This is a genomic window from Geobacter anodireducens (genome assembly GCA_001628815.1).
GTDB lineage: Bacteria > Desulfobacterota > Desulfuromonadia > Geobacterales > Geobacteraceae > Geobacter > Geobacter anodireducens.
Genome location: CP014964.1, coordinates 21,707 through 41,790 on the forward strand (window position 1 = coordinate 21,707; position 20,084 = coordinate 41,790).

General features: G+C 50.0%; 21 protein-coding genes. 16 read left to right on the plus strand and 5 right to left on the minus strand.

Features of this window, described 5'->3' with window-relative positions:
• Positions 1 to 3 precede the first annotated feature (3 nt).
• The 3 genes from A2G06_16520 to A2G06_16530 all read right to left on the minus strand — a co-directional run bounded on the left by A2G06_16520 (position 4) and on the right by A2G06_16530 (position 1,907).
• Positions 4 to 717, minus strand: coding sequence for a hypothetical protein (locus A2G06_16520; protein ID ANA41745.1), 714 nt, complete (start codon positions 715 to 717; stop codon positions 4 to 6).
• Positions 704 to 1,222, minus strand: a complete 519-nt coding sequence (locus A2G06_16525) for a transglycosylase (protein ANA41746.1) — start codon at positions 1,220 to 1,222, stop codon at positions 704 to 706. Before A2G06_16525 ends, A2G06_16520 begins: the two co-directional genes overlap by 14 nt.
• A 100-nt stretch (positions 1,223 to 1,322) precedes the next feature.
• Positions 1,323 to 1,907: a hypothetical protein gene (locus A2G06_16530; protein ANA41747.1), complete on the minus strand. Its 585-nt coding sequence runs from the start codon at positions 1,905 to 1,907 to the stop codon at positions 1,323 to 1,325.
• Between the two features lie 130 nt (positions 1,908 to 2,037).
• On the opposite strand from A2G06_16530, the gene A2G06_16535 reads away from it, so the two are divergent.
• The 4 genes from A2G06_16535 to A2G06_16550 all read left to right on the plus strand — a co-directional run bounded on the left by A2G06_16535 (position 2,038) and on the right by A2G06_16550 (position 6,452).
• Positions 2,038 to 3,342, plus strand: a complete 1,305-nt coding sequence (locus A2G06_16535; GenBank protein ID ANA41748.1) for a hypothetical protein — start codon at positions 2,038 to 2,040, stop codon at positions 3,340 to 3,342.
• 444 nt (positions 3,343 to 3,786) lie between these two features.
• Complete coding sequence (locus A2G06_16540; GenBank protein ID ANA41749.1) at positions 3,787 to 4,413, plus strand: hypothetical protein; 627 nt, start codon at positions 3,787 to 3,789, stop codon at positions 4,411 to 4,413.
• Between the two features lie 686 nt (positions 4,414 to 5,099).
• On the plus strand, positions 5,100 to 5,426 hold the full coding sequence (locus tag A2G06_16545; protein ANA41750.1) for a hypothetical protein: 327 nt from the start codon (positions 5,100 to 5,102) through the stop codon (positions 5,424 to 5,426).
• Between the two features lie 138 nt (positions 5,427 to 5,564).
• The gene (locus A2G06_16550; GenBank protein ANA41751.1) at positions 5,565 to 6,452 is read left to right on the plus strand and encodes a hypothetical protein; all 888 of its coding nucleotides are present in this window, start codon (positions 5,565 to 5,567) and stop codon (positions 6,450 to 6,452) included.
• Positions 6,453 to 6,887: 435 nt separating this feature from the next.
• On the opposite strand, the gene A2G06_16555 is transcribed toward A2G06_16550, so the two are convergent.
• Positions 6,888 to 7,070 (minus strand): hypothetical protein, encoded by a 183-nt coding sequence (locus A2G06_16555; protein ID ANA41752.1) that lies wholly within the window; start codon positions 7,068 to 7,070, stop codon positions 6,888 to 6,890.
• Positions 7,071 to 8,173: 1,103 nt separating this feature from the next.
• Here A2G06_16555 and A2G06_16560 point away from each other — a divergent pair.
• Together A2G06_16560 and A2G06_16565 are read left to right on the plus strand one after the other, a co-directional pair.
• Complete coding sequence (locus tag A2G06_16560; protein ID ANA41753.1) at positions 8,174 to 8,941, plus strand: hypothetical protein; 768 nt, start codon at positions 8,174 to 8,176, stop codon at positions 8,939 to 8,941.
• Complete coding sequence (locus tag A2G06_16565; protein ID ANA41754.1) at positions 8,931 to 9,503, plus strand: hypothetical protein; 573 nt, start codon at positions 8,931 to 8,933, stop codon at positions 9,501 to 9,503. The genes A2G06_16560 and A2G06_16565 overlap by 11 nt, the downstream gene beginning before the upstream one ends.
• A 347-nt stretch (positions 9,504 to 9,850) precedes the next feature.
• On the opposite strand, the gene A2G06_16570 is transcribed toward A2G06_16565, so the two are convergent.
• Positions 9,851 to 11,065 (minus strand): hypothetical protein, encoded by a 1,215-nt coding sequence (locus tag A2G06_16570; GenBank protein ANA41755.1) that lies wholly within the window; start codon positions 11,063 to 11,065, stop codon positions 9,851 to 9,853.
• Between the two features lie 1,032 nt (positions 11,066 to 12,097).
• Between A2G06_16570 and A2G06_16575 the strand changes: the two genes are divergently transcribed.
• The 10 genes from A2G06_16575 to A2G06_16620 all read left to right on the plus strand — a co-directional run bounded on the left by A2G06_16575 (position 12,098) and on the right by A2G06_16620 (position 20,071).
• Entirely contained in the window at positions 12,098 to 12,703 is a 606-nt protein-coding gene (locus A2G06_16575) for a hypothetical protein (protein ID ANA41756.1), read from the plus strand.
• A gap of 7 nt (positions 12,704 to 12,710) precedes the next feature.
• Positions 12,711 to 13,454 (plus strand): hypothetical protein, encoded by a 744-nt coding sequence (locus A2G06_16580; GenBank protein ANA41757.1) that lies wholly within the window; start codon positions 12,711 to 12,713, stop codon positions 13,452 to 13,454.
• A gap of 30 nt (positions 13,455 to 13,484) precedes the next feature.
• Positions 13,485 to 13,787, plus strand: a complete 303-nt coding sequence (locus A2G06_16585; protein ANA41758.1) for a hypothetical protein — start codon at positions 13,485 to 13,487, stop codon at positions 13,785 to 13,787.
• An 86-nt stretch (positions 13,788 to 13,873) separates the two neighbouring features.
• Positions 13,874 to 14,140 carry a conjugal transfer protein TraL gene (locus A2G06_16590; protein ID ANA41759.1) on the plus strand — a complete coding sequence of 89 codons (267 nt, stop codon included), beginning with the start codon at positions 13,874 to 13,876 and terminating at the stop codon, positions 14,138 to 14,140.
• Positions 14,137 to 14,733 (plus strand): hypothetical protein, encoded by a 597-nt coding sequence (locus A2G06_16595; GenBank protein ANA41760.1) that lies wholly within the window; start codon positions 14,137 to 14,139, stop codon positions 14,731 to 14,733. Before A2G06_16590 ends, A2G06_16595 begins: the two co-directional genes overlap by 4 nt.
• Before the next feature lie 62 nt (positions 14,734 to 14,795).
• Positions 14,796 to 15,749, plus strand: a complete 954-nt coding sequence (locus tag A2G06_16600; protein ID ANA41761.1) for a hypothetical protein — start codon at positions 14,796 to 14,798, stop codon at positions 15,747 to 15,749.
• On the plus strand, positions 15,746 to 16,024 hold the full coding sequence (locus A2G06_16605; GenBank protein ANA41762.1) for a hypothetical protein: 279 nt from the start codon (positions 15,746 to 15,748) through the stop codon (positions 16,022 to 16,024). Before A2G06_16600 ends, A2G06_16605 begins: the two co-directional genes overlap by 4 nt.
• 542 nt (positions 16,025 to 16,566) lie before the next feature.
• The gene (locus tag A2G06_16610; protein ANA41763.1) at positions 16,567 to 17,121 is read left to right on the plus strand and encodes a hypothetical protein; all 555 of its coding nucleotides are present in this window, start codon (positions 16,567 to 16,569) and stop codon (positions 17,119 to 17,121) included.
• Positions 17,118 to 17,624, plus strand: a complete 507-nt coding sequence (locus tag A2G06_16615) for a hypothetical protein (GenBank protein ID ANA41764.1) — start codon at positions 17,118 to 17,120, stop codon at positions 17,622 to 17,624. The genes A2G06_16610 and A2G06_16615 overlap by 4 nt, the downstream gene beginning before the upstream one ends.
• Positions 17,621 to 20,071: a conjugal transfer protein gene (locus A2G06_16620; GenBank protein ANA41765.1), complete on the plus strand. Its 2,451-nt coding sequence runs from the start codon at positions 17,621 to 17,623 to the stop codon at positions 20,069 to 20,071. The genes A2G06_16615 and A2G06_16620 overlap by 4 nt, the downstream gene beginning before the upstream one ends.
• Positions 20,072 to 20,084 lie beyond the last annotated feature (13 nt).

Genomic DNA, 20,084 nt, shown 5'->3' on the forward strand with positions numbered 1-20,084 from the left:
TTTTTACTGAATAATCCGAACACGGTAAATGTCCCCGGTTTCCTTGCCTACTGAGTTAATGATGTCCTTTGGAATCTTCCGTGCTGTGATGATCTCCGCCGGGCCCCCCGGTATCCGACGATGGCAGATGATCCTTTCTATGCCACTCATCTGCCGCAACAGCAGTGCCGGAAGTTCTTTGCTAGTTCGGCTCAGCCTGATACGGACCTTGGCATTTCGTTCGCTGGCTACGGGAAGGACGCTGGTGACAAACCAGTGATAGACCTTGCCGGCCGTGTACTTGTTACGCTCGTGCATTGGCTGGTAACGCAGGGGGCATGTGCCGAGAAGAATGATGCGACGATAAATGTTGCTCAGCTCCATCTCGACCAGCGCGCTTCCATCTGCTTCATATCCTGCAACAACTCCCTGGAGCACCTTTCCCTGGAGCTGGCGCAACCGTTCAGCCTCATGGAGTGCCTGACGCTTCTGCAATTCGACCTCGATTGTGAAGAGGACGTGGCGCCGAAGCTTCTTCCCTATTTTGTCAGGGGTAATCTCGACCGGCTCCCCGCAGTGTGGAAGTCCCGTCATCTTGAGGCCGTCTTGCGTGAAGTGGACGGTAAACGGCATTTGAAACGTGCGCGTGAGCACCTTTGCGACGGCTAACTCCACCGCTTCCATGACATCCGTTCGCTTTAGTTCGCTGTAAAAGGAAAGAATGTCATTCGGAATCATGACTGAAAACTTCCTCCCAGGGGGTCGGATGCTTTTGCCGTTCAGGTTCCCTGTGCTTGGTCGTTGCCAACAGAACGCGTCCCTCTCTGCGATGCTTCACCATCGACTTGAAGATTTTCTGAGCGTATTCCCGGTTGAATTCCGGAGTTCTGCTGTTGTAGCAGCCGATGCCCTGCCAGGTGTAGCCGTAGTCCTTGATGCACTTCGAGAGTATCCAGGCTCCGGCCTTCACGTTGATGCAGGGGTCTCCCAAGTAAGGCCACATTTTCCGGATGTATGGCGACCATTCTGTCCATTTGGAGTTGATCCCCATGAGCCCGTAGTCATAGGTTCCATTGGTGTTCCAATGTATGACCGTAGGTTTAAAGGAACTCTCCACACTGGCGATGTTGTAAAGGATCTCCGGAGCGACGCCATACTCCTCACCTGCCTCTTGGAAGCAAAATCCCCAGACGGCTGAAGGTAGCGCCGCAAGCGTAAGTATGATCGTTACAGTTCGCCTCATAGTCTCGAACGGACGCAGAAATGCCCTCTACGAGTAATATTTGGCAAGGGGTCAGTTTTTTTGGTGCGAAAAATTCGAGTTTTTGGACGAAGAGCGGGTCTTATTCGGGTGGGGCGAGCATCAGTGCTGATCGGCCGATGATCTGGAGATTGACAACTTCTGATTTTTGAATCTGTTCAGGGGGAATCCCGGGCGTTTGACTGGGAAAGAGGACGGAGCCATCCAGGCGGATGGTGGCACGTTTGAGGAGGATGCCGTTTTCAGTGGCTATGGCGTAAATGCCTGCGTTGGTGATCTTTTGTACGCTCGTGTCAACGAGATGGAGATTGCCGTTATCTTGTCTAATAACGATCAGGGCGTCAGGGGCAAGGTTCCTGCTTTCAAGAAATTTCCTACCGGGATGAATTTCATGTACATCGTTGCCCTTCTCGTCCCGGAGAGTTACGATGTCGGAAGTGCCTTTATGCGTGGATTCTATTCCGAGAAGTAACCGGTTGAGATCGATGTTTTTTCGTTGGGCCAGACACAACACTTCGTTCAGGATGGAGCTGTTCCTGGCCTTTTTCATTGAAAGCGAAGCACGGCTGATGGAAAGGCTATCTGCTACTTCCCCGTCGCTCTTTACCCCAAGTATCTCCTTGAGGCGGTCGACCAATTCAGTTGTCGTGAGATGGGCTAATTTCATCGTACCGTGTCCTATCCGGACAGCATATCACATATCGTTGATTTGTATAACGTTTTGTGGCACATTCCTAACCGAACGCAAATTATACGCAATTGCAATAGGTTATGGCTAACAAGGATAGGTGGTCGAAATGAGCGGAGTATTCCCTGTCAATCCTGTTCTCTTGATCGATGATGATGAAGGATGGCTGAAAAGCCTGCCGATCCTTCTGAAACGCAAGGTAGGCATTACGAATTTGATAACTTGCAATGACCCTGAAGCTGTCATGCCGATACTGGCTTCACGAGCTGTTTCTATCGTCCTTCTGGATTTTACGATGCCGCGCATGATGGGTGACCAGGTGCTGACGAACATAAAGAACGAGTATCCAGATATCCCCGTGATCCTTTTGACCGGTAGCGACCAGGTTGATGTAGCTGTCAGGTGCATGCAACGCGGGGCCTTCGATTATTTCGTGAAGACGTACGATACTGGCCGCATACTTTCTGGCATCCTTCGGGCAATACGTCTTCATGAGGTGATGCACGAAAACCGCTTGCTCAATTCAGGGTTCCTCAACGACACCGGCCCACAACACGGCGAGGCCTTCGCCGGCCTGTGGACTCGATCTTTCAGAATGTTGCGGATTTTTCGCTATCTGGAAGCTGTTGCCGGTTCCTCTGTGCCAGTGCTTCTTTCAGGGGAAGGGGGGACAGGAAAAACTACCCTGGCGAAGGCGCTCCATTCTGTTGGCAAAAAAAGGGGAGAATTCGTGCATTGCAATGTTGCTGAGCATGGCGATTTTCTCCCCAACGATCTATGCGGTCGCCGTCAAGGTGGCCTCCTTGACCAGGCCGAGGGAGGAACGTTGTACCTGGACGGCATCGAGCATCTATCCCGCGCGGGCGAGGATTTTCTGTCAGACCTCATAGATTCTCCCCGATATTCTTCCGATGCAGGCAGCCGATCCCGATGGTTTACGGGGCGTATCGTCGCTTCCACCTGTGCTTCGCTCGATTCTATTTCAGGTATGAAGCGTTTCTTGTTGAAGTTTAATTCCCATTCGGTCCAGATCCCTTCCTTGCGTGAGCGCCGAGAGGATTTGCCTGTTCTGCTAGATTGTTTTCTGGACGAGGCCTCAAAGCATTATGGCAAGAGCCGCCCTACCCCACCGCCTGAACTGCTCACGCTCTTAGGCGCTTACAATTTCCCTGGGAACATCCGTGAGCTTCGGGAGATGGTTTTTGAGGCTGTGTCCGTACACACTGCCGGCGTACTGCCGCTCGAGTTGTTCAGGGAGAGAATTTCTAACACGACGGCTGAACTCGCTTGTGATGAACCGCTGGTTCAGTTCACTGGACCCCGGTTGCCGACCCTTGCCGAGGTCCAAGAACTCCTGATAAGCGAGGCCCACCGGCGCGCATCAGGCAATCAGGGGGTTATGCTGATATGCTAGGTATTTCCCGAACGGCCATCAACAAGCGTCTGAACAAAAGTCTGGGGGGCGAGTAACACCCCCCTGCCCTTCCATTCCTCCCCGCTCCAACCATTCGCTCGTTCTTGTGTGAATTTTTTCACATCCTCCTACTTTTCCCATCGTTTTAAGTGCAACAATTTGTTGTTTAACACACCCTCTCAGCCATTACCTTTAGCACATTAACCCTTGTGAATTTATTCACACTTGCTCTTCCTGCAAATATACTGGCATTACAGGCTGTTATCTGTTTTTGACCATGAGAACAAACTCTTTTTCTATTCTTTTTTTCCCCGCACAGATGGCACGTTATCTGCCTAGTTAATCACTTCGTTAACTAATCAATTGCTAATCGGCCAGTTTGACAACAACATTTTGTTGTGATATGCAACATTTTGTTGCGTGATGACGGCGAAGGGGGGCAAAATGACTTTTGACGACGCGATCGGCTGGGTAACAACAAATGCGGGAGCAATCATCAACAATGCAGAGGAATATCTGCAGTACACTCCCTACGATCGGGAGGACCTGATCAGTTGCGCGAATCAAGCAGCCATCACTGCCGTATTCGCATCTCAGGAGACGAATGGCATTAAGTTCGAAGCACTTTTTTGGAACAATTTCCGCGCTCTACTACGGGAACTTGTGCCTTGCCCCCAAAACCACCGCTGGAGTAAGTCAGTCCCATCAAACGTCTGCGTTGATATCGAGGAAATTGCAATTGCTGACCCTTTGTCGGAACAGCCAGAGGTTTCTGCTGCTTTGCTCTCCGAATCCGTATTCTGGGCCGGTTACGAACATCTCACCCCGATTGAAAGACGGCTTCTTTACAACCTGCTTGGGATCGGCCGGGCTGGCTACCACACCTACGAAGAAGCCAGTGCCAAACTCGGACTTACTAAATCATCTGCATACTCAATGTTCGAGAGAGCATGCGAAAAACTTTCCAGGGCTTTCTCTTTGGGGCTGTCATCGATTGATGATCTCCCTGCTTCCATGACAATTGGCGAGTTGGAGTCCAGCATGGATCCCCATCTGTCCGTGGTGGCGTGATGGGCGCAAACTGCCTCAGACGGCTTTTCATGTCTTCCATGGATTTGGGCGCCACTCTTCAGCTCAATACTCTTCAGAAGGGAAAACGCCATCGTGCATTGACCAAACTAGTAAAAGCGGCTGGCGCTTCCGATTGGGTTTTTGAATAGAGCCGTAAGCCGTTAGGCAAATGATGGGAACCAAAGAGAAGACGGAGCTCTCAGACAGTTCAGAAACTAAACGCTTAGATTTATATTTATAAATCTAAGAATTTTTATCGGCAGAATTGCCATAGAAAAATTACTTATATTTTATCTACGTAAAATACTTTCAATAAAATAGTAATTAATTTGATTCTGGGGGATATCGGAATGAAAACTTCTTTCTCAGCCAATGGTCGGGCTGTAGAGGCAAGGACTAGATACAACGAAATCATTTGCGAGGCACACAAACGCGGGATGAGCGTAATGGAAATCACCAGGGTCACAGGTGGAACTAGGCCTGAATTTTTTTATTCGGTTCTTCGAAATTGTGGATGCATCAAGTCCATGAAAAGGGGAAGGGCACCAAAAGTGGAATTACCGCCACGAATTGCAAAGGTCTTTGAGCAAAAATGTTTCTCTTTCCCCAAATGGTGCCACGTCTGGGATTTTTCTGTAGAGGACGCAAGAGCCGCCTTACAGGAGGAGTTCCCCCCAGGAAACGATGTGAGAAGGGCTGACATTCACAAGGCTTTCCGACGAGACTTTCCAGAAAGGTACGCGAATATTTTTCCTGGCAGTGAGTTGTGCCACATGCCAGTTATTCGATTGAAGGCGGGCTTGATCCCGCCCGATACCGACCAAATTGTATCAATGGCGTGGAGCAAGGACGGGGAATATTATCTAGCTTCACTCTACGGAGAGGAGGGCATTGAAGGAATAGGTGAAACTTGGATAGACGCTGTTCGAGACCTTCAACAAGTATGGTGGATTCACAAAGGGATCGTTCGTCTGACAACCGCAATTAAGACAATCAGTTCATGGAGTTATTGAGCCTAAGTGTACTTGTTGATGCACTAAACAGGGCATCCAATTGTTGACTCACAAGTACACCAACGATGCAATTTTACACCTTGTTGGTAGCTGCCGAGTACACATCTTGGTAAATCAATTAGTTGACAAGGAGGTTATATGAAGAATTTTGTATGTGATTTTGGGTTTTCATCGGCAAAATGGATCTTTGGCAACAGGAAAGGCCGGGTTATTTCTGTCTACCAGGATAGATCCGACGGCGAGACTCTTATAGGCGAAGACGCCCTTGATAACCCTGGCGGCGTAGCGTACATCCGCACACCTCAGCATTTGGTCAAATACTACCCACTCTTTCTGGAAAAGTGTCTGGATGAGGCAGGAGTACACGACGAAGTAAAGGTTGGAGTGGGTCTTCCAGTCCAGTTTTATGAAGAGCAAGTGCGGGCCAAGGAGGGTGCCATAGCTGTACTGGGAAGAACACTCCTCTCGAAGAGAGTCAAGGATGTCCTGATACTCCCGCAGGGGATCGGCGGCATACGGTCCTACCTTATCGACGCCGGTCGCAACAAAGCAGGCCTTGTCCTTGGAATCGATATCGGATTCAACACCATCATATATACGCTTTATGACCCACAGAGATCAAAGGTCGTATTCACCGACACCCTCTACAAGAGGGGGATCTCCCAACTTGCCGCCAACTACCTTATGCCGAAGATTGCCGATTTCACATCAGGTTTGTCCATGACCCCGGTCGAGTTATCCAGACTCATGGAACAGGGATACATTACTGTCGGTACCGACCGACACGATCTCATACCGGAAATCAGGACCGCATCCCAGGAGTACATTAACAACATTTTGGCAGAAATCATGGAGGACGTGAAAGCCAACATCAGCATTACCAGACCACTTGAGACCATCGTTTTTTTCGGGGGCGGTGCTACTCACCTCAAGGGTAAGATCTGCTCGGACACGGTAGATGTAATCGTCCTTCCTCAACCCGAATATGCCAATGCTCGGGGTTTCTTGTCTTTCCTGGAGGGATAGCCATGGAGTATGTCCTTCGAATTGATGTTTCTGACGCGTTGTCAGTTGAGTCTCTGGAGAAGGCTCGTAAATGCCGTCGTATGGCTCGTCTCGTCACCGATGCCCTTGCTCATTATGTCCGAACAAAGGAGGGGCGAGCCTCAATTGATCTATTAACCAAAGGTAGTGTCCGCAGCGGTGCATCAAGAGCGCGGGCCGGGGCAAAACAGGTACCTCCTTCAAAAACTATAGCTTCCAAGCAGCCCGTCCCTGAGACGGTGACCATCGGTGATTTTCTGAAAATCTCTCATTTTGATCAGGAAAAATAGTCCACAGCACATCGTACAATTCTTAGTCCTCTGAGGCAGGTCAATTGGCGCTGTAAGAATTGACCTGCCTTTCCCCTCTTGCGCTCTTCTGTCCTTTCGAGCCCTCAACCCACCAGCCGCAGCGGCGTCACCCTCTGACAGCGATGACGGCATATGCCTGCGGGTACATCCTCTGCACCCTCCACCAGGAGCTCCACCAGGAGCACGCCCTGCCGAAGATCTCCCGTGCGTATCTGCGCTGCGCATCGGAAAAGACGGTGATGTCGACAACAGACCCCTCCTCGGCTTCCAGGGTCAGGGAGACCACCACGCGCTGACCGCTCCTTGTGGGGGTCGTATGGAGCACACCTTTATTCCCGCCACGCAGATCCTGTCGCCGTCTCTGTGCCCGCTTACCTGGCTGGAGCTGATCACACCCTATTGCGAGAGCCCCTCGCGCAGGTAGGCGGTTGGGTGACCGGTGAAGGTAAGCCCCGTGAGCGCCATCACGTAGGCCGCCTTTTGGGTTTCGAGGGGAAATCCTCCTCTTCGCCTGATTGGGGCTGGGCTTCCAGGGCAAGCAGGAGCTTTAGCCAGTTTTTCTGGAGGCCGTCGAAGGCTCCGCACAGGATCAGGTTCCGCAGTTCCGAAGTTGTCTCTTCGGCGTCTTGACCCTGCTCCGAAAATCATCAAGCCCAGAAATGGTCCCTTGACCCGTTCGCGGATGAGCTTTTCCAGTTCAGCGATGTCGCCCCTGACCAGCGCGAGTCCGGCACGGATTGCACGGCCGCTCGCCGTGAAGGAGTGCACGCTCATGTTGATGTCCGGTCGTAGCAGATTGATGCCTGCAGTGTTTTCTCCCGCACCTGCCTGACCACGCAACGAGACCGCGGAGATTTTGAATTCTGCGCGATGGGCGTAAGCGTCTGCACGCATAGCGTCAAACGTAACTATGCGGTCTACAAGCGCAGGCGACTTATCCCTTCCGGAATGGCTACGTAGTCAAAGTGAGGGTGTCGTGGGATGTTCCCGTATCGACTTATGTCTTACAGGCAGCGATATGTGGCAGGTACTCAATAACCCATTCGGTAACGAAGGATTTCTTGACCCGAAAAGGAACTTGGGGTATTGCGCGGAGGCGTTCATCGCCACGGGGCACAGGCGATCCCGGCTCTTCTCCGCCTATTGCCTCCTCCCGTCACGACCGACATCGCCCTTCGATTGAGATTTTCAAGTAAGGTGTGCCTTGAATACATATATGCAACACAATAAGAATTACATCTTTTATGCATGTCATATTGCATGCGGTAATTATTGCGAATATGTATTATTGTAATACAATATTTCATAATGTTTCCTTGTAATAGATTATGTGATATTGACATTTTTGGATTAATGCATTATTTAAATTACAACTTCGTACGGGAGGAGACGATGAGAAGAATAGCATTCGTAAACCAGAAAGGTGGGGTAGGGAAAACCACGACGGTTCAGAACGTCGGTGCCGGCCTGGCTCGCCTGGGACGCCGGGTCCTCATTATCGATTTAGACCCACAGGCAAATCTGACCGAAGGGTATGGGGTGAATCCGGATGAAATCGACAAGTCTGTTTACAATCTTCTGATGGGGACAGATGGTCTCTCTGCCGTCTCTGTTCAGCTAAACGAGAACTTATCCCTGGCACCTGCGTGCATCGATCTTGCCGGGGCAGAAGTTGAACTTCTGTCGTTGCCAGGGAAAGAACATCGTCTCAGAAAGGCCCTAGAATCAGTGGTCGACTATGACTATATCTTGGTAGACTGCCCTCCGTCTCTTGGCCAGTTGACACTCAATGGCTTGACGGCAGCCCAAGAGGTCATTATCCCGATCCAGTCGCAATTTTATGCATTCAAGGCGTTGCGCAAACTAATCGAGACGGTGGACATGGTTAAACAGTGGAGCAACTCTGAACTAGTAATCAGCGGAATAGTCGCAACACTCTATGACGCCAGAAAAAGCCTCAGCAAGGACGTTGTCGCGCAGCTTCAGGAATACTTTGGTGAAAAGCTGTTCAAGACATTGATACGTGACAACACGAAATTAGCGGAAACGCCGGCTGCTGGCAGCGATGTGTTCACTTATGCCCCAAACAGTATGGGTTCATGGGACTACAAGGCACTGTGCGACGAGATCGCTCAAATGGAGGATCGTTATGGCAGGTAAAAAGGAACTGGTCAGGGGTGGTCTCGCATCAGTATTCGGAGGACTCGATAAGAATCAGGAAACTGAACCCGCCCCACAGGGGGTCGAAGCACCGTTGATCCTCTCTGGTCCTTTGGACTCAACGAAACATCCTGCGCTCCAGAATGCTGATTCCGGTGTAGCTGAGAGACAAGACGCCGGAACGTCCAATCCTATCCCTGCAGCTGCTAAAACCAAGAAAGAAGCCGAGACAATGACTGCGCCCCAAGCTCCTGAGCGGTCTACCAACGCAAGGAACCCCCTTTCGCAACTCCAAGATGAGAACCGCGATCCCTATGCCCACGTACGCAGGGTTAAATGGCCTCTTCTCGAGGCAAGCGACCCGTATATCGTCCCCGGGCCGGAGGGCTTTGAGAGCCTAAATGCCACTATCAATTTCCGACTTCCCGCAAATCTTGACGCAACACTGGATGCTCACTGTCGTTCCGTTGGGGCACGAAAAAGTGCATGGATCCGCGAAGCTATTCTGAAATTCCTTGCCGAAGAGCAGGTGGCATTAGAAAAGTTGCAACAGAAAGGGTAGTGGACTTGCGTGGAAGGCGCTTCGGCGCTGTTAGTGGGTTCCGGGTTGCCCCCGACGATGGAACTCTTTGGGGGCTTTCTATACGCCTTCCAGACACATATTTAGTGCCGACGCCCAAGCAAGAGAGACAGGGTGACACCCTTAATCTTTCAGGACGTCACTCCGCGCCATGCGAGGGCACTAATACAGGATATTTCACCGTTTCACGAATTTGCGAGCACTCTACCCACCATGATTGTAATATTGTATTACAATAATACATTCGCACATGCATTATTCCATATCAAATATTAGTCGCACCGGATCGATAGACGCACACGCTTGTTCGTTGTCGATTAAGCATGCGGTCAATTCAAGTCTACGCCCATCTTGGTTTTCAGATAGGTCATGATCTTGATTTCCCTCGGACCGAAGAAATTCCCGGCTGAAATCTCGCTGATAATTTCGAGTTGCTTTTCATCGGACAGCTGGTTGAAGTATCTGATGTACTGGTCTTTCTCGCTTTCAAACTTCTTTTCTTCTAATGTGCGTTCCTCATCTACTTTAATCTTCAGTTCCGCTTTTTTCTTCTCGCGTTGTTTGACGGAAGAGGCCTTTGCGCGTTCGCCAGCAGCGAAGTCTTCATCCAATGCTGCGACAGTGTAGGCCTCAACGTTCTGTTTCGCTCTCGACACAGCATACTGGATGTTCGAGCTGACATACTCAAACCCTTTTTCATCCAGCCTCTGTCGCATTAACGCCATGAATTTTTCGTTTTCAACCAATTCTGGGATGTGAGAAATCATCTCTTCGATTTTCAAAACCGCATCTTCGAGAGGAATCCCATCGGCAGCAGTAGTTTGCTCGTGGACGGAAAACTGCAAGCCGATCACCTTTCGGCCATCTTTAATATACTCAAGCGCAATTTGTAGGTCAGTTTTCTGATTAATTTCCTCCATTGCTGGTTCTATCACTCGTCGACGCAGGTCAGGAAAATTCTCGTATTGACCGTCATCTAATCCCATCAATTTTCTGAACGTCTTGATCGTCATTCTGGGGATAGATACATTGACATAATCACGCGCAATCTCGTAAAGAGCCAAGGAATATTTTGAAGAGAGCCCCCTTGTAATCGCAATGTTTATGCGGGCATACATCCTGGGGTTTAGTAGCGCGTTTTTAATTGATGGTGGAAATGCGTACGATACTTCTCCTCCAGACACCTTGACTTCCGAAAGCAAGGTGAACGCTCCCCATTCCTCCTGTTTGTCTTTCCCAAGAATGTTGTAATCAACCACAATGGACATCAGTTCCTTTAAGGACTCCTGTATGTGTTTTGTGTCCTTTATCTGAAGTCCACCAAAGGTGCGTAATTTATTGAGCGTCACCGAGTACATCTCAAGATCTGGATTCTCTATGGCCTGTTCGCGAGCGAAATAGAGGAATGCGTTATAACTTTTTCTTTGGATCAAGGAGATCCGGTTACTGATCTGAGAAACAGCGCTGTGTTTTTTGAGCTCATAATTCGATTCTGGAACTATCGGCACGCCGGCAATGGAGAGTGGTATCTGTGTTTCGCCCATTTAGCACCTCCTCATAATTTGGCCGATATTATGACATGGACACACTCTTTGTCCAGCATATATTGCATGGACAAAATAGGGATGTGCTGACCATACAAATCTGTACAAATTAGGGGGTTATGTGCTGAGAAACTGAAAATTCAAGCTGCAAGTCTATTCGCGCAACAGAAGAAGAAGGCATCAAATTCGAATCATGGACAGATTAGGGTAACACCACCTATCGTGGACAATTTAGGGCACCTCTTGATCCAGAAAGATGGACAAAATAGGGGGAAACCTGGTGCTCCTTGCTTATGATGGTCGTTATAGGGGGGTATCGACCTTTCATGATGGACAGATTAGGGCTACAATGGCCTTACAATTACCTATTATGTCTTGAATTGCGACGGTTCATGGACAGATTAGGGCGACCGTTAACATGATGGACAAATTAGGGCCAATATCGATGTCCACTGGTGGACAAATCAGGGAAATCGATTGCGTTCAGGGCCAATTATTCGAGAAACGCCCCCCTATTTTGTCCATGTATTGAAAATCTTCAGCCCTATTTTGTCCACTATTCTCGTTATCATCGCATTGAAGCCCTATTCTGTCCATCATTGAGACGCCAAACGCCCTTATTTGTCAGGAGAAGTCCCTATCCTGTCCAGCCAACCCCCTAATACGTCATGAAAACCCCCTATTTTGCCCACATTCCAAGCCGCAACTACCTGTTTTGATTAATCTTTACGGAAGCTAAACAGTATTTAAAGGTTGTCTTTAAAAGATTATAAAAGTTCTAAAAACAACTACAGAGTAGCGGTTAATTTAGTCGAACCAAATTAAATTCAAAATCTTCTCAATTCGTCACCTAGAACCTCCCTCCCTAAATTGTCCATCTTTCCTCATCTACCACCATTAATCCATTCAAGCCAACGCTTCCAACGAACAGAATTCCAGTCGATTCCAGGCATTTCCGGCGCATTCAAAAAACTCAATTTTTCCGCACCAAATAATCTGACTCCCTGCCAAAGATTAGGGAAGAGGGGACATATGCGAAAGAATTTCTCAACTATAGTAGCAGCTATTTCATTACAGGCTCTCCTGGCCATGGGTGCAACAGCGGAAACGATCAAGCAGCGGGAATACGTCTATTCATACGACGAGGAAGTCCGAGGACTCGAGGAAGATGTGTTTCTCTTATGCACTGATTGTCCGGACAGCCAACTCACTCAGATTTATTCAATAGCTGTTCGGTACTCCAGATCTTCAGAAGGGGGGCAGAATTCCAGACCGGCAACGGAATCTGTTGAGAAAGCGGTGTCCGCCCCTTTGCCAGAGGTATCGCCCCCTGAGCGAAAAATCCTCGGGATAATCCGTTTTCCGTTCGATTCTTATGTACTCAGCACGGCTACGAAGCGTCAATTGGACGGATTAGACCTCAGCAATAAACTCGTCCGCTTGGAAGGATACACCTGCAGCATTGGGCCGGAGAACTACAACTTAAAACTGTCCCAGCGCAGGGCCAGATCAGTGTCAAAGTACTTAAAGTCCAAGGGCGTGTCGATCCTGGAAGCAATTGGAATTGGAGAGTCACAAAAATTCAAAAACAAGTCGGCGAACCGTCGGGTTGAAATAATTGATGACACAAAGGAGTAACGCCCGAATGAAGAAATTTATGACTATCGCAACCGGTCTTGCACTGGTTGCTGCAGGAGTTGCAACTACCGGAGCCAACCAGTCGCCAAAAGAATCAGCGATAGCGGAGTTGAAAAAGCAACTACCAAATCTGACTGCTCCGCAGATAACGGAATCGGAAATCTCCGGGCTGTTCCAGATCACAGCAGGCGACCAGGTATTCTACTGGCATCCTGATGGATTCTTGGTACTGGGCGAGATTTGGGACGTCAAAAAGGGTAAAAGCCTGACGGCCGAGAAGAAAGAGATGGTCCGAAACGAGAGAGAAAAGGCTCTCGGTCTGAAAATAGCCAAGCTTCCCCTCGAGAAGGCTGTGAAGATAGGTAATGGTAAAAACGTAGTCATTGAATTTACAGACCCGGACTGCCCTTTCTGCCGCAAAGCAGACGATTTTCTGTCAAAAAGAGATGACATAACCCGATACGTCTTCCTGTTTCCCCTGAAGAACCTTCATCCCCAAGCTGCAGCGAAATCAGCTTACATCCTGTCTAAGAAAGATAAAGCAGCCGCTTTGCGGGACGTATTCAATGGTGCATTCGATAAATCGGCGGTCCCCGTATTTGACGTAGCAGCTCTCGGTCAGGTGGAGGAAAACCTGAAAATGGGGGCAGACCTTGGGATCACAGGAACACCTGTCATAATCGTGAACGGCTCTATTGTCCGTGGAGCTGATTTGAATCGAGTGAAGTCGCTTTTGGAGAGCAGGTCGTAGTCAAACACCAACAACGAAAGGAATTGAAAGATGCTCAGAAAACTGTCCAGTAAAAAAATCGCCGTTCTCGTCGGTCTTCTGACTTTGGCTGCCACAAGCGCGTTTGCATTCGTGGCTCCGCAGAACACTGACATTCTGTATCCGGTCTACGATATCTTCGTCAACAAGCTTGTTGGAAACGGGCTGAACTACATCGTTGGCTTCCTCGGTATTCTGGTTGCCGCATACATGCTCATGCAGCAGAAGATCGTTCCTGGGCTGTTCGCGATTATTGGTGGAATAGTCTTCCTTTCCGCCGGCAACATCACGACCAGCTTCGGTCTGTTGTTCTAAAACCTACACGCTCTCCAAAGCACGATGCGGGGTGGGCGTCCACCCCGCATTTTTGAGACCATACAACGGACAATAGGATCAAACACATGCGATTTAGATTTCCAACATACCTGACTCAGCCATATCAAATTTTATGGTTCGAAATTGATGATCTGATGTTTTTCCTGATGTCAATCATTGTTGCTCAAGCCATAGGAGGCTGGAGCTGGCTTGGCGTGATTCTCGTCCCCTGGGGCTGTACAAAGCTCAAGAGAAACTATCCCAGGGGGTTTGGCAAGCATGTCCTTTACTATCTCGGACTTATTAAGATGTCAAACTACCCCGATTACTTCATAAAGGAATTTGTGGAATGAAACTCGATCGTTACCTCTCGACTTCATCAAATCTCTTTGGCGAAAATCGTCTTCTCAAATTTGTTGTTCTGGCCCTGGGTTGCGCTACGGTCCTCAATACGTGCGGAATGATGAGGGCCCAACAGATGGAAAAGGTTGTCATAGTTCCGACGACTGTCACTGAAAAGATGTGGATCGCCGGCGATCAGGCATCAGAGGAGTACATAAAGCAGTTCGTGAGAGATGCTGCCGGACTTTACTTAACTTTCCATCCGGCCAATGTCCGTCAAAATTTCTCAGAACTACTGAAATTGTACCATCCGACTGAATTCGGGGCTGCCCGTAAGAGCTTGTACGATCTTGCGGACAGGATTGAAGAGAGTAAGGCCTCCAGCGCATTTTACCTGACCAAGCTGCTGAATGACGAGAAAAAACACCAGCTGGAGATCACGGGAGTAAAAACGATGATCATCAGCGAGAAGGTGACGGAACAGGCTGTCAGGAACTATGTACTCGAATACAAGATTGAGTCAGGGAAGTTCAGCATCGTTCGATTCATGGAAAAGACGGCCTACGAAAAAGCCAAAACCGAGGAGAACAATGAGAAGAAATAGAGTGCTTTTGGTGGCGGCTTTCTTGGCTGTTCCGGCGATCGTGGCCGCTGCCGAGTCAAAGAATGACCATTCTCTCTCGAAATTTCCTCATCCACGGCAGGGGAGGGAAGGGGGGGCAAACCACGATCGTATCCCTTCGGGAGGAGTCGGATAGTAAGGATGTAAAGGAACTGCCGAAAATCGATAATACTCCAGTTGTCGTTCCTCCCGAGACATCCACGGTTGTCCTCATGAACAACTCAGACGTTAACCGTATTGTTTGCCCTGTTGACATCAAGGATGTCGTATTCCTGAAAGAGAAGGGTGTTTCAGTGAAAGTCACAGGGAAAGATGCCTTTGTGAACTTCAGGTTTGTGAAAAAGGGAGAAAAGACTCTGTACGCCACCGAGCCGACTGAAATGTATGTCGTATGTGGCCAAGATACCTACAACCTTGTTGTGGTACCCAAGTCGAATGTTCCTCCTCAAACTGTTCGCCTCTCGAGCGGGATTGAAAGGAAGATCAAGAGCAATAGCGACCTACTTGGTGGTTTGCCATTCGAAAAGAAGGTCATGCGAGTGGTGAAGGACGTATATACCGACCAGTTGGCCGATTCCTACAGTGCCACCGAGATAAAGAAGCAGGTGGGAAACTGGCAGGAGATTACTATCATCCACAAGCGAAATGTGGATATAGAAGGGGAGGGACTACGGGTCAAGGAGTATGAGACTCTTTTGAGACAGGGACAACTTCCGTTCAAACTTTCAGAAAAGATTTTCACGAAGAAACCGTTCGCTGAGAATCCGGTAGCGATTTCCCTCGAGAAACACATAGTTCGGCCGGGAGAGACTGTCCGGATATTTATTGTTGAGCAGCGTCAGGAAAAGCTTCAGAAGTCTCTTTACCGTAGCAACGAGTCGACCGAACTGAACCCCTTGGATGATCAGCTGGCCATGAGAGCTCTCGAGGCTTCCTCCGAACGTGAGGAGAAGAAGTTGGCGGGAAAAACAGAAAGGGAAGAGGAGGCTGACGAATGAAAGAGAAACTCCTCGGAAAACTATCCCTATGGTGGAACGGTCTTCAGCCAAAGCAGCGTAAAACCGTCGTGCTCATAGGCGTCTGTGCGGGTGCCTTTATTATCGCATTGCTCGGTTGGGTCCAATCCAGAGGAAAGGTAAAGGAACAACTTGCTGCGGCCAAAAGGGCAGAAACCAGAAAAGACATCCCCATCGAACCGGGCTTATGGAAAAGAAAAAAGAGTTGGACAGCCAAGCGGAAGTTCAACGGCTTAAAGACCAGATCGAAGCTATAAAAAATGGGAGAGCCGTTGATGGTTACGGCAATCCTATCTTGCCGAATCTGCCAGGAACTCCGGGAGTATCAGGGAATTCGTTGCCCGCAGGCATGCCTGTTACGGTAGGGGGCGCAAACCAACAAGTTCCTGTGAAACCAGGGGACCCATCCATAACAGCGCAAGGTGTCGTGGCCGGGCTGGTGAAGCAACAACAACCGCAGAACGCAGTGTCGCAGGGGAGGGCAGGCAAACAGCATCTTGCGGGTATGTCGTTGCCGCCATTGCCTCCGGCGTCGGCTGGAGTGAACGTGCCGCCTCCGCCGCTTCCGCCGGGAACGCCGGGAACGGTGACCCCATCCGATCCTCCCGCACAGGAATTCGGTGAAATCAGTATCGTCTCCTTCGAGGGGAAAAGCAATGAAGGGAAATCAGCCGGTACAGATAACGGTAAAAAAAAAGGGACCGCGGGCACATCGGTCTATTTACCTCCTTCGTACATGGAGGCGACCCTTCTTTCAGGGGCTTATATCCCTACCGCTGAATCAGCGAAAGGGCATCCGATGCCGGTGCTGCTTCGCATAAAGACACCTGCCTTTCTGCCCAACGAAGCTAAGGCAGAGGTGAAAGGGTGCTACGTCATCGCCGACGGGCGTGCAAACCTTGCCACGGAGCGTGCTGAGATGACGGTCGTTTCCTTGTCATGCCTGGACAAAAAAGGGCAGGCGGTTATCGATCAAAAGGTGAAGGGGTGGCTCATCGACAGTGATGGAGTCGCCGGGATTGGCGGGAAGGTTGTAGCGAAGATGGGGGCCATGGTTGCGAGATCCTTGATCGCCGGTTTCTTCGGAGGCATGGGAGATGCCCTGAAAAGTTCCGTGACGACCACCTCCGTTTCCCCTCTTGGAGCAACCCAGAGCATTGATACGGACAAGGTGGCGATTGCCGGGGTTGGTAATGGTTTCTCGAGCGGCTTTAAGGAGATTCAGCGTTTCTATCTCGATCTGGCCAAGCAGACCTTGCCTGCGATCGCCATACTACCGTCGAAATCGGTCACGGTGGCGATCAGCGAAGGAACAATGCTCGAAATCAAGCCTATTAAGGGGATCAAAAAATGATGTTGAGGCGTTTGCTTGTTCTTTCTGTACTGGCAGCCATTGCGAGTGGTTGCAGCATTCTGAATCCTTACGATGCAGAGTTCCCCTGCAAGGGGGGATTCCCGGGCAAGTGCACCAACGTCAGGGAAGCACACCTTGAATCTCTTGCCGGCCTGGATGGAGGAGTAAAAGAACAACGTAATCCTCCTCCTTGCGAGGGTGAGGACTGTCAGTCCAGGAAGTTTTCGGGGCGTTCGGAGCAGCAAGGCGTAGGTGATCAATTGCTGAGGACAGCCGAAGCAAAAACGGCTGAGGGGACGTACAAAGAGTCACTGTACAGGCGACTCGACGGTCTGCTCCAGGAGCCAAAGATGCCGGTGGTTGCACCGCCGAAAGTCATGCGCATTCTCATGCTTCCATACAAGGGACAGGATGGCGAGTTCTACATGATGCGGCACCTGTATTTCTTCGTCGACGAACCGCGATGGGTGCTTGGCGACAGTATTGAGGAGATCCCGGAATGACACATGTGTTTTCGATGCTGTTTGGAAAGCGTGGCGGGGTGACGAAGAAGGAACTGCAGAGGCTCACGGAGCGTGAATCATTCTCGAAGTATCTCCCTTGGATTGCCTACGATCCAGAGTCTCACCTCTATCTACTTGCCGATGACTGCTACGGTTTCGCCTGGGAGTGTTCCCCCCTTTTTTTTGCCGGCGAGAATACCGTATTGACGCTTGAAGGGTTGTTCGGGGGGGATCTTCCCCCGGAGTCGGTGATCCAGTTTGTCCTGCACGGAGACCCGCACATCGATCCCCTCCTGGACGATTATAAGCGCAAAAAAACATTGGATAGCGATGTAGTTCGCCTCGTTACAGATTCTCTTTCTGACTTCTATCGCAGAGGAGTCACCGGATTGCCGAACATGGCCGGCATTCCGCTCAGGAAATTCAGATTGTTCGTCTCAGTGAAATTCCCTCAGAAGTGGGCGGAGAAGGCGGACACCAGGCAAACATGGTCAATGATAAGCGAAATACTGCATGGAGCCTCGCTGCATCCCTGTCCTTTGACCCCGAGCATGTTGCTCGATTGGGGTCGCCGGCTGTTTAACGACAAACCTTCGCTTCAAAACGACTATTACGACGACAACATCCCGATACGGAGCCAAATGCTGCTCGGGACGAGGGTTGAGAAGAAATTCAACACACTGCACATTGACGGAAAGATATTTCGGTGCATCACGCCCAAGACTTGGCCACAAGAGATCGATCCGCTGCACATCAACAAACTGTTTGGTGGCATCCGCGGACTGATGAGCGACGGCGAGCAATTGAAAACCCCCTTCATCTACTGCATGACGGTCCTGATGGAGAACCAGAAGAACAAACTTCATACCAAGTGTAACTTTATCCTTAAGCAGCAGGGTGTCGGTTCTTTCGCTCCATCGCTTGAGCGAAAGAAGGGTGAGTATCTATGGGCCGTAGACGAACTCGAAAGGGGCAAAAAATTCCTGCGGATCGTTCCGGCCTTGTGGGTTTATTCCGATGATGAATGGAAAGTCAACGAATCCCTAACGCGGGCAAAAGTGATCTGGGAGACGAACGGGTATGTAATGCAGGAGGATAAGGGCATTCTTGTTCCGCTCTTCATTTCGTCGCTGCCGCACGGTTTTTATAACGTCGGAAACAATGCCAATACTCTTGAGCGTGACTTTATCGCCCCGTCACAAACAATTGCCGCGGCTATCCCGTGCCAGGGTGACTTCGCCGGATTCGGCACTCCTTCGATGCTGCTTGTCGGGCGGAAAGGAGAACTGTTCGGTTTTGACCTGTTCGCCAAGGGGGCTGACAACTTTAACGGTTTCTGCGTTGCCGGTTCCGGATCAGGAAAGTCGGTCTTTGCAAACTCGCTCATCTGTAATATGCGGGCTGAAGGAAGCATTATCAGGATCATGGATATCGGCAGGTCCATGAAGAAGCTGGCCAAGATGTTCGGGGCCCGATACATGGAATTTGCCGAAGACTCGATTGATTGTCTTAACCCATTCACTCACGTCACTGATGACACAAGTCTGCAGACGATTATCCCGGTCGTAGCGCAGATGGCCTTCTCTACAGGGGCTTCCATGCCCACGGAACTGGACATGAGCCTTCTCGACATGGCAGTGCAATGGGCCTTTGACAACGAGGGAAACGACGCTGGGATCACTACAGTTTACCGATATCTCAGCGAATTTGATGAACTGGTAGGCACTGACAGCCACGAGATCCGCGAGGCGGCGAAGAAGCTGTCATTCAACCTCGGAAATTGGGCGAATGACGGGGTCTACGCGAAGTATTTCAACGGGAAGGCGACCTTCAACATTGCCTCTGATGAAATGGTGGTTCTTGAGCTGGGGCGCATTAAAAGCCTGAGCAACCTCTACAAGGTAGTTACCCAGCTCGTCATCAATGAGGTGGCGATCGACGCTTATCATTCCCCGGGAGACCGCAGGCGCTTCATACTGATGGACGAGGCCCACCAGTATCTTGGCGAGTCCAGCCACATCAAGGGGACGATCGAGGGTTTCTACCGGATGCTCCGTAAGCATACCGCCGGCTCGTTCGTCATTAGCCAGTCGGTGCTCGATCTCAACAGGTTCGGAGCAGTCGGTGATGTCATCCTCAACAACAGCGCCTACAAGTTCTACCTCAAGAGCGATGATTACGAGAAGGCGCTGAACATGAAATTGATCGACTATGACAAATTCACCATGGACTTGCTCAAAAGCGTGACAACGAACAAGCCGAACTACTCCGAGATATTCATGCACACCCCGTTTGGCAAAGGTATCGGTCGTTTGGTTCTCGACCCGTTTTCTTACTACGCCTACACATCGGACGGTGAAGAAGTCGCCGAGATCGAGTCTATGGTTGACAGGGGATTGTCGTATGCGGACGCAATACGCGCAATGGTGGCGAAATATCGGAATTAGCCTGTTAGCGTCT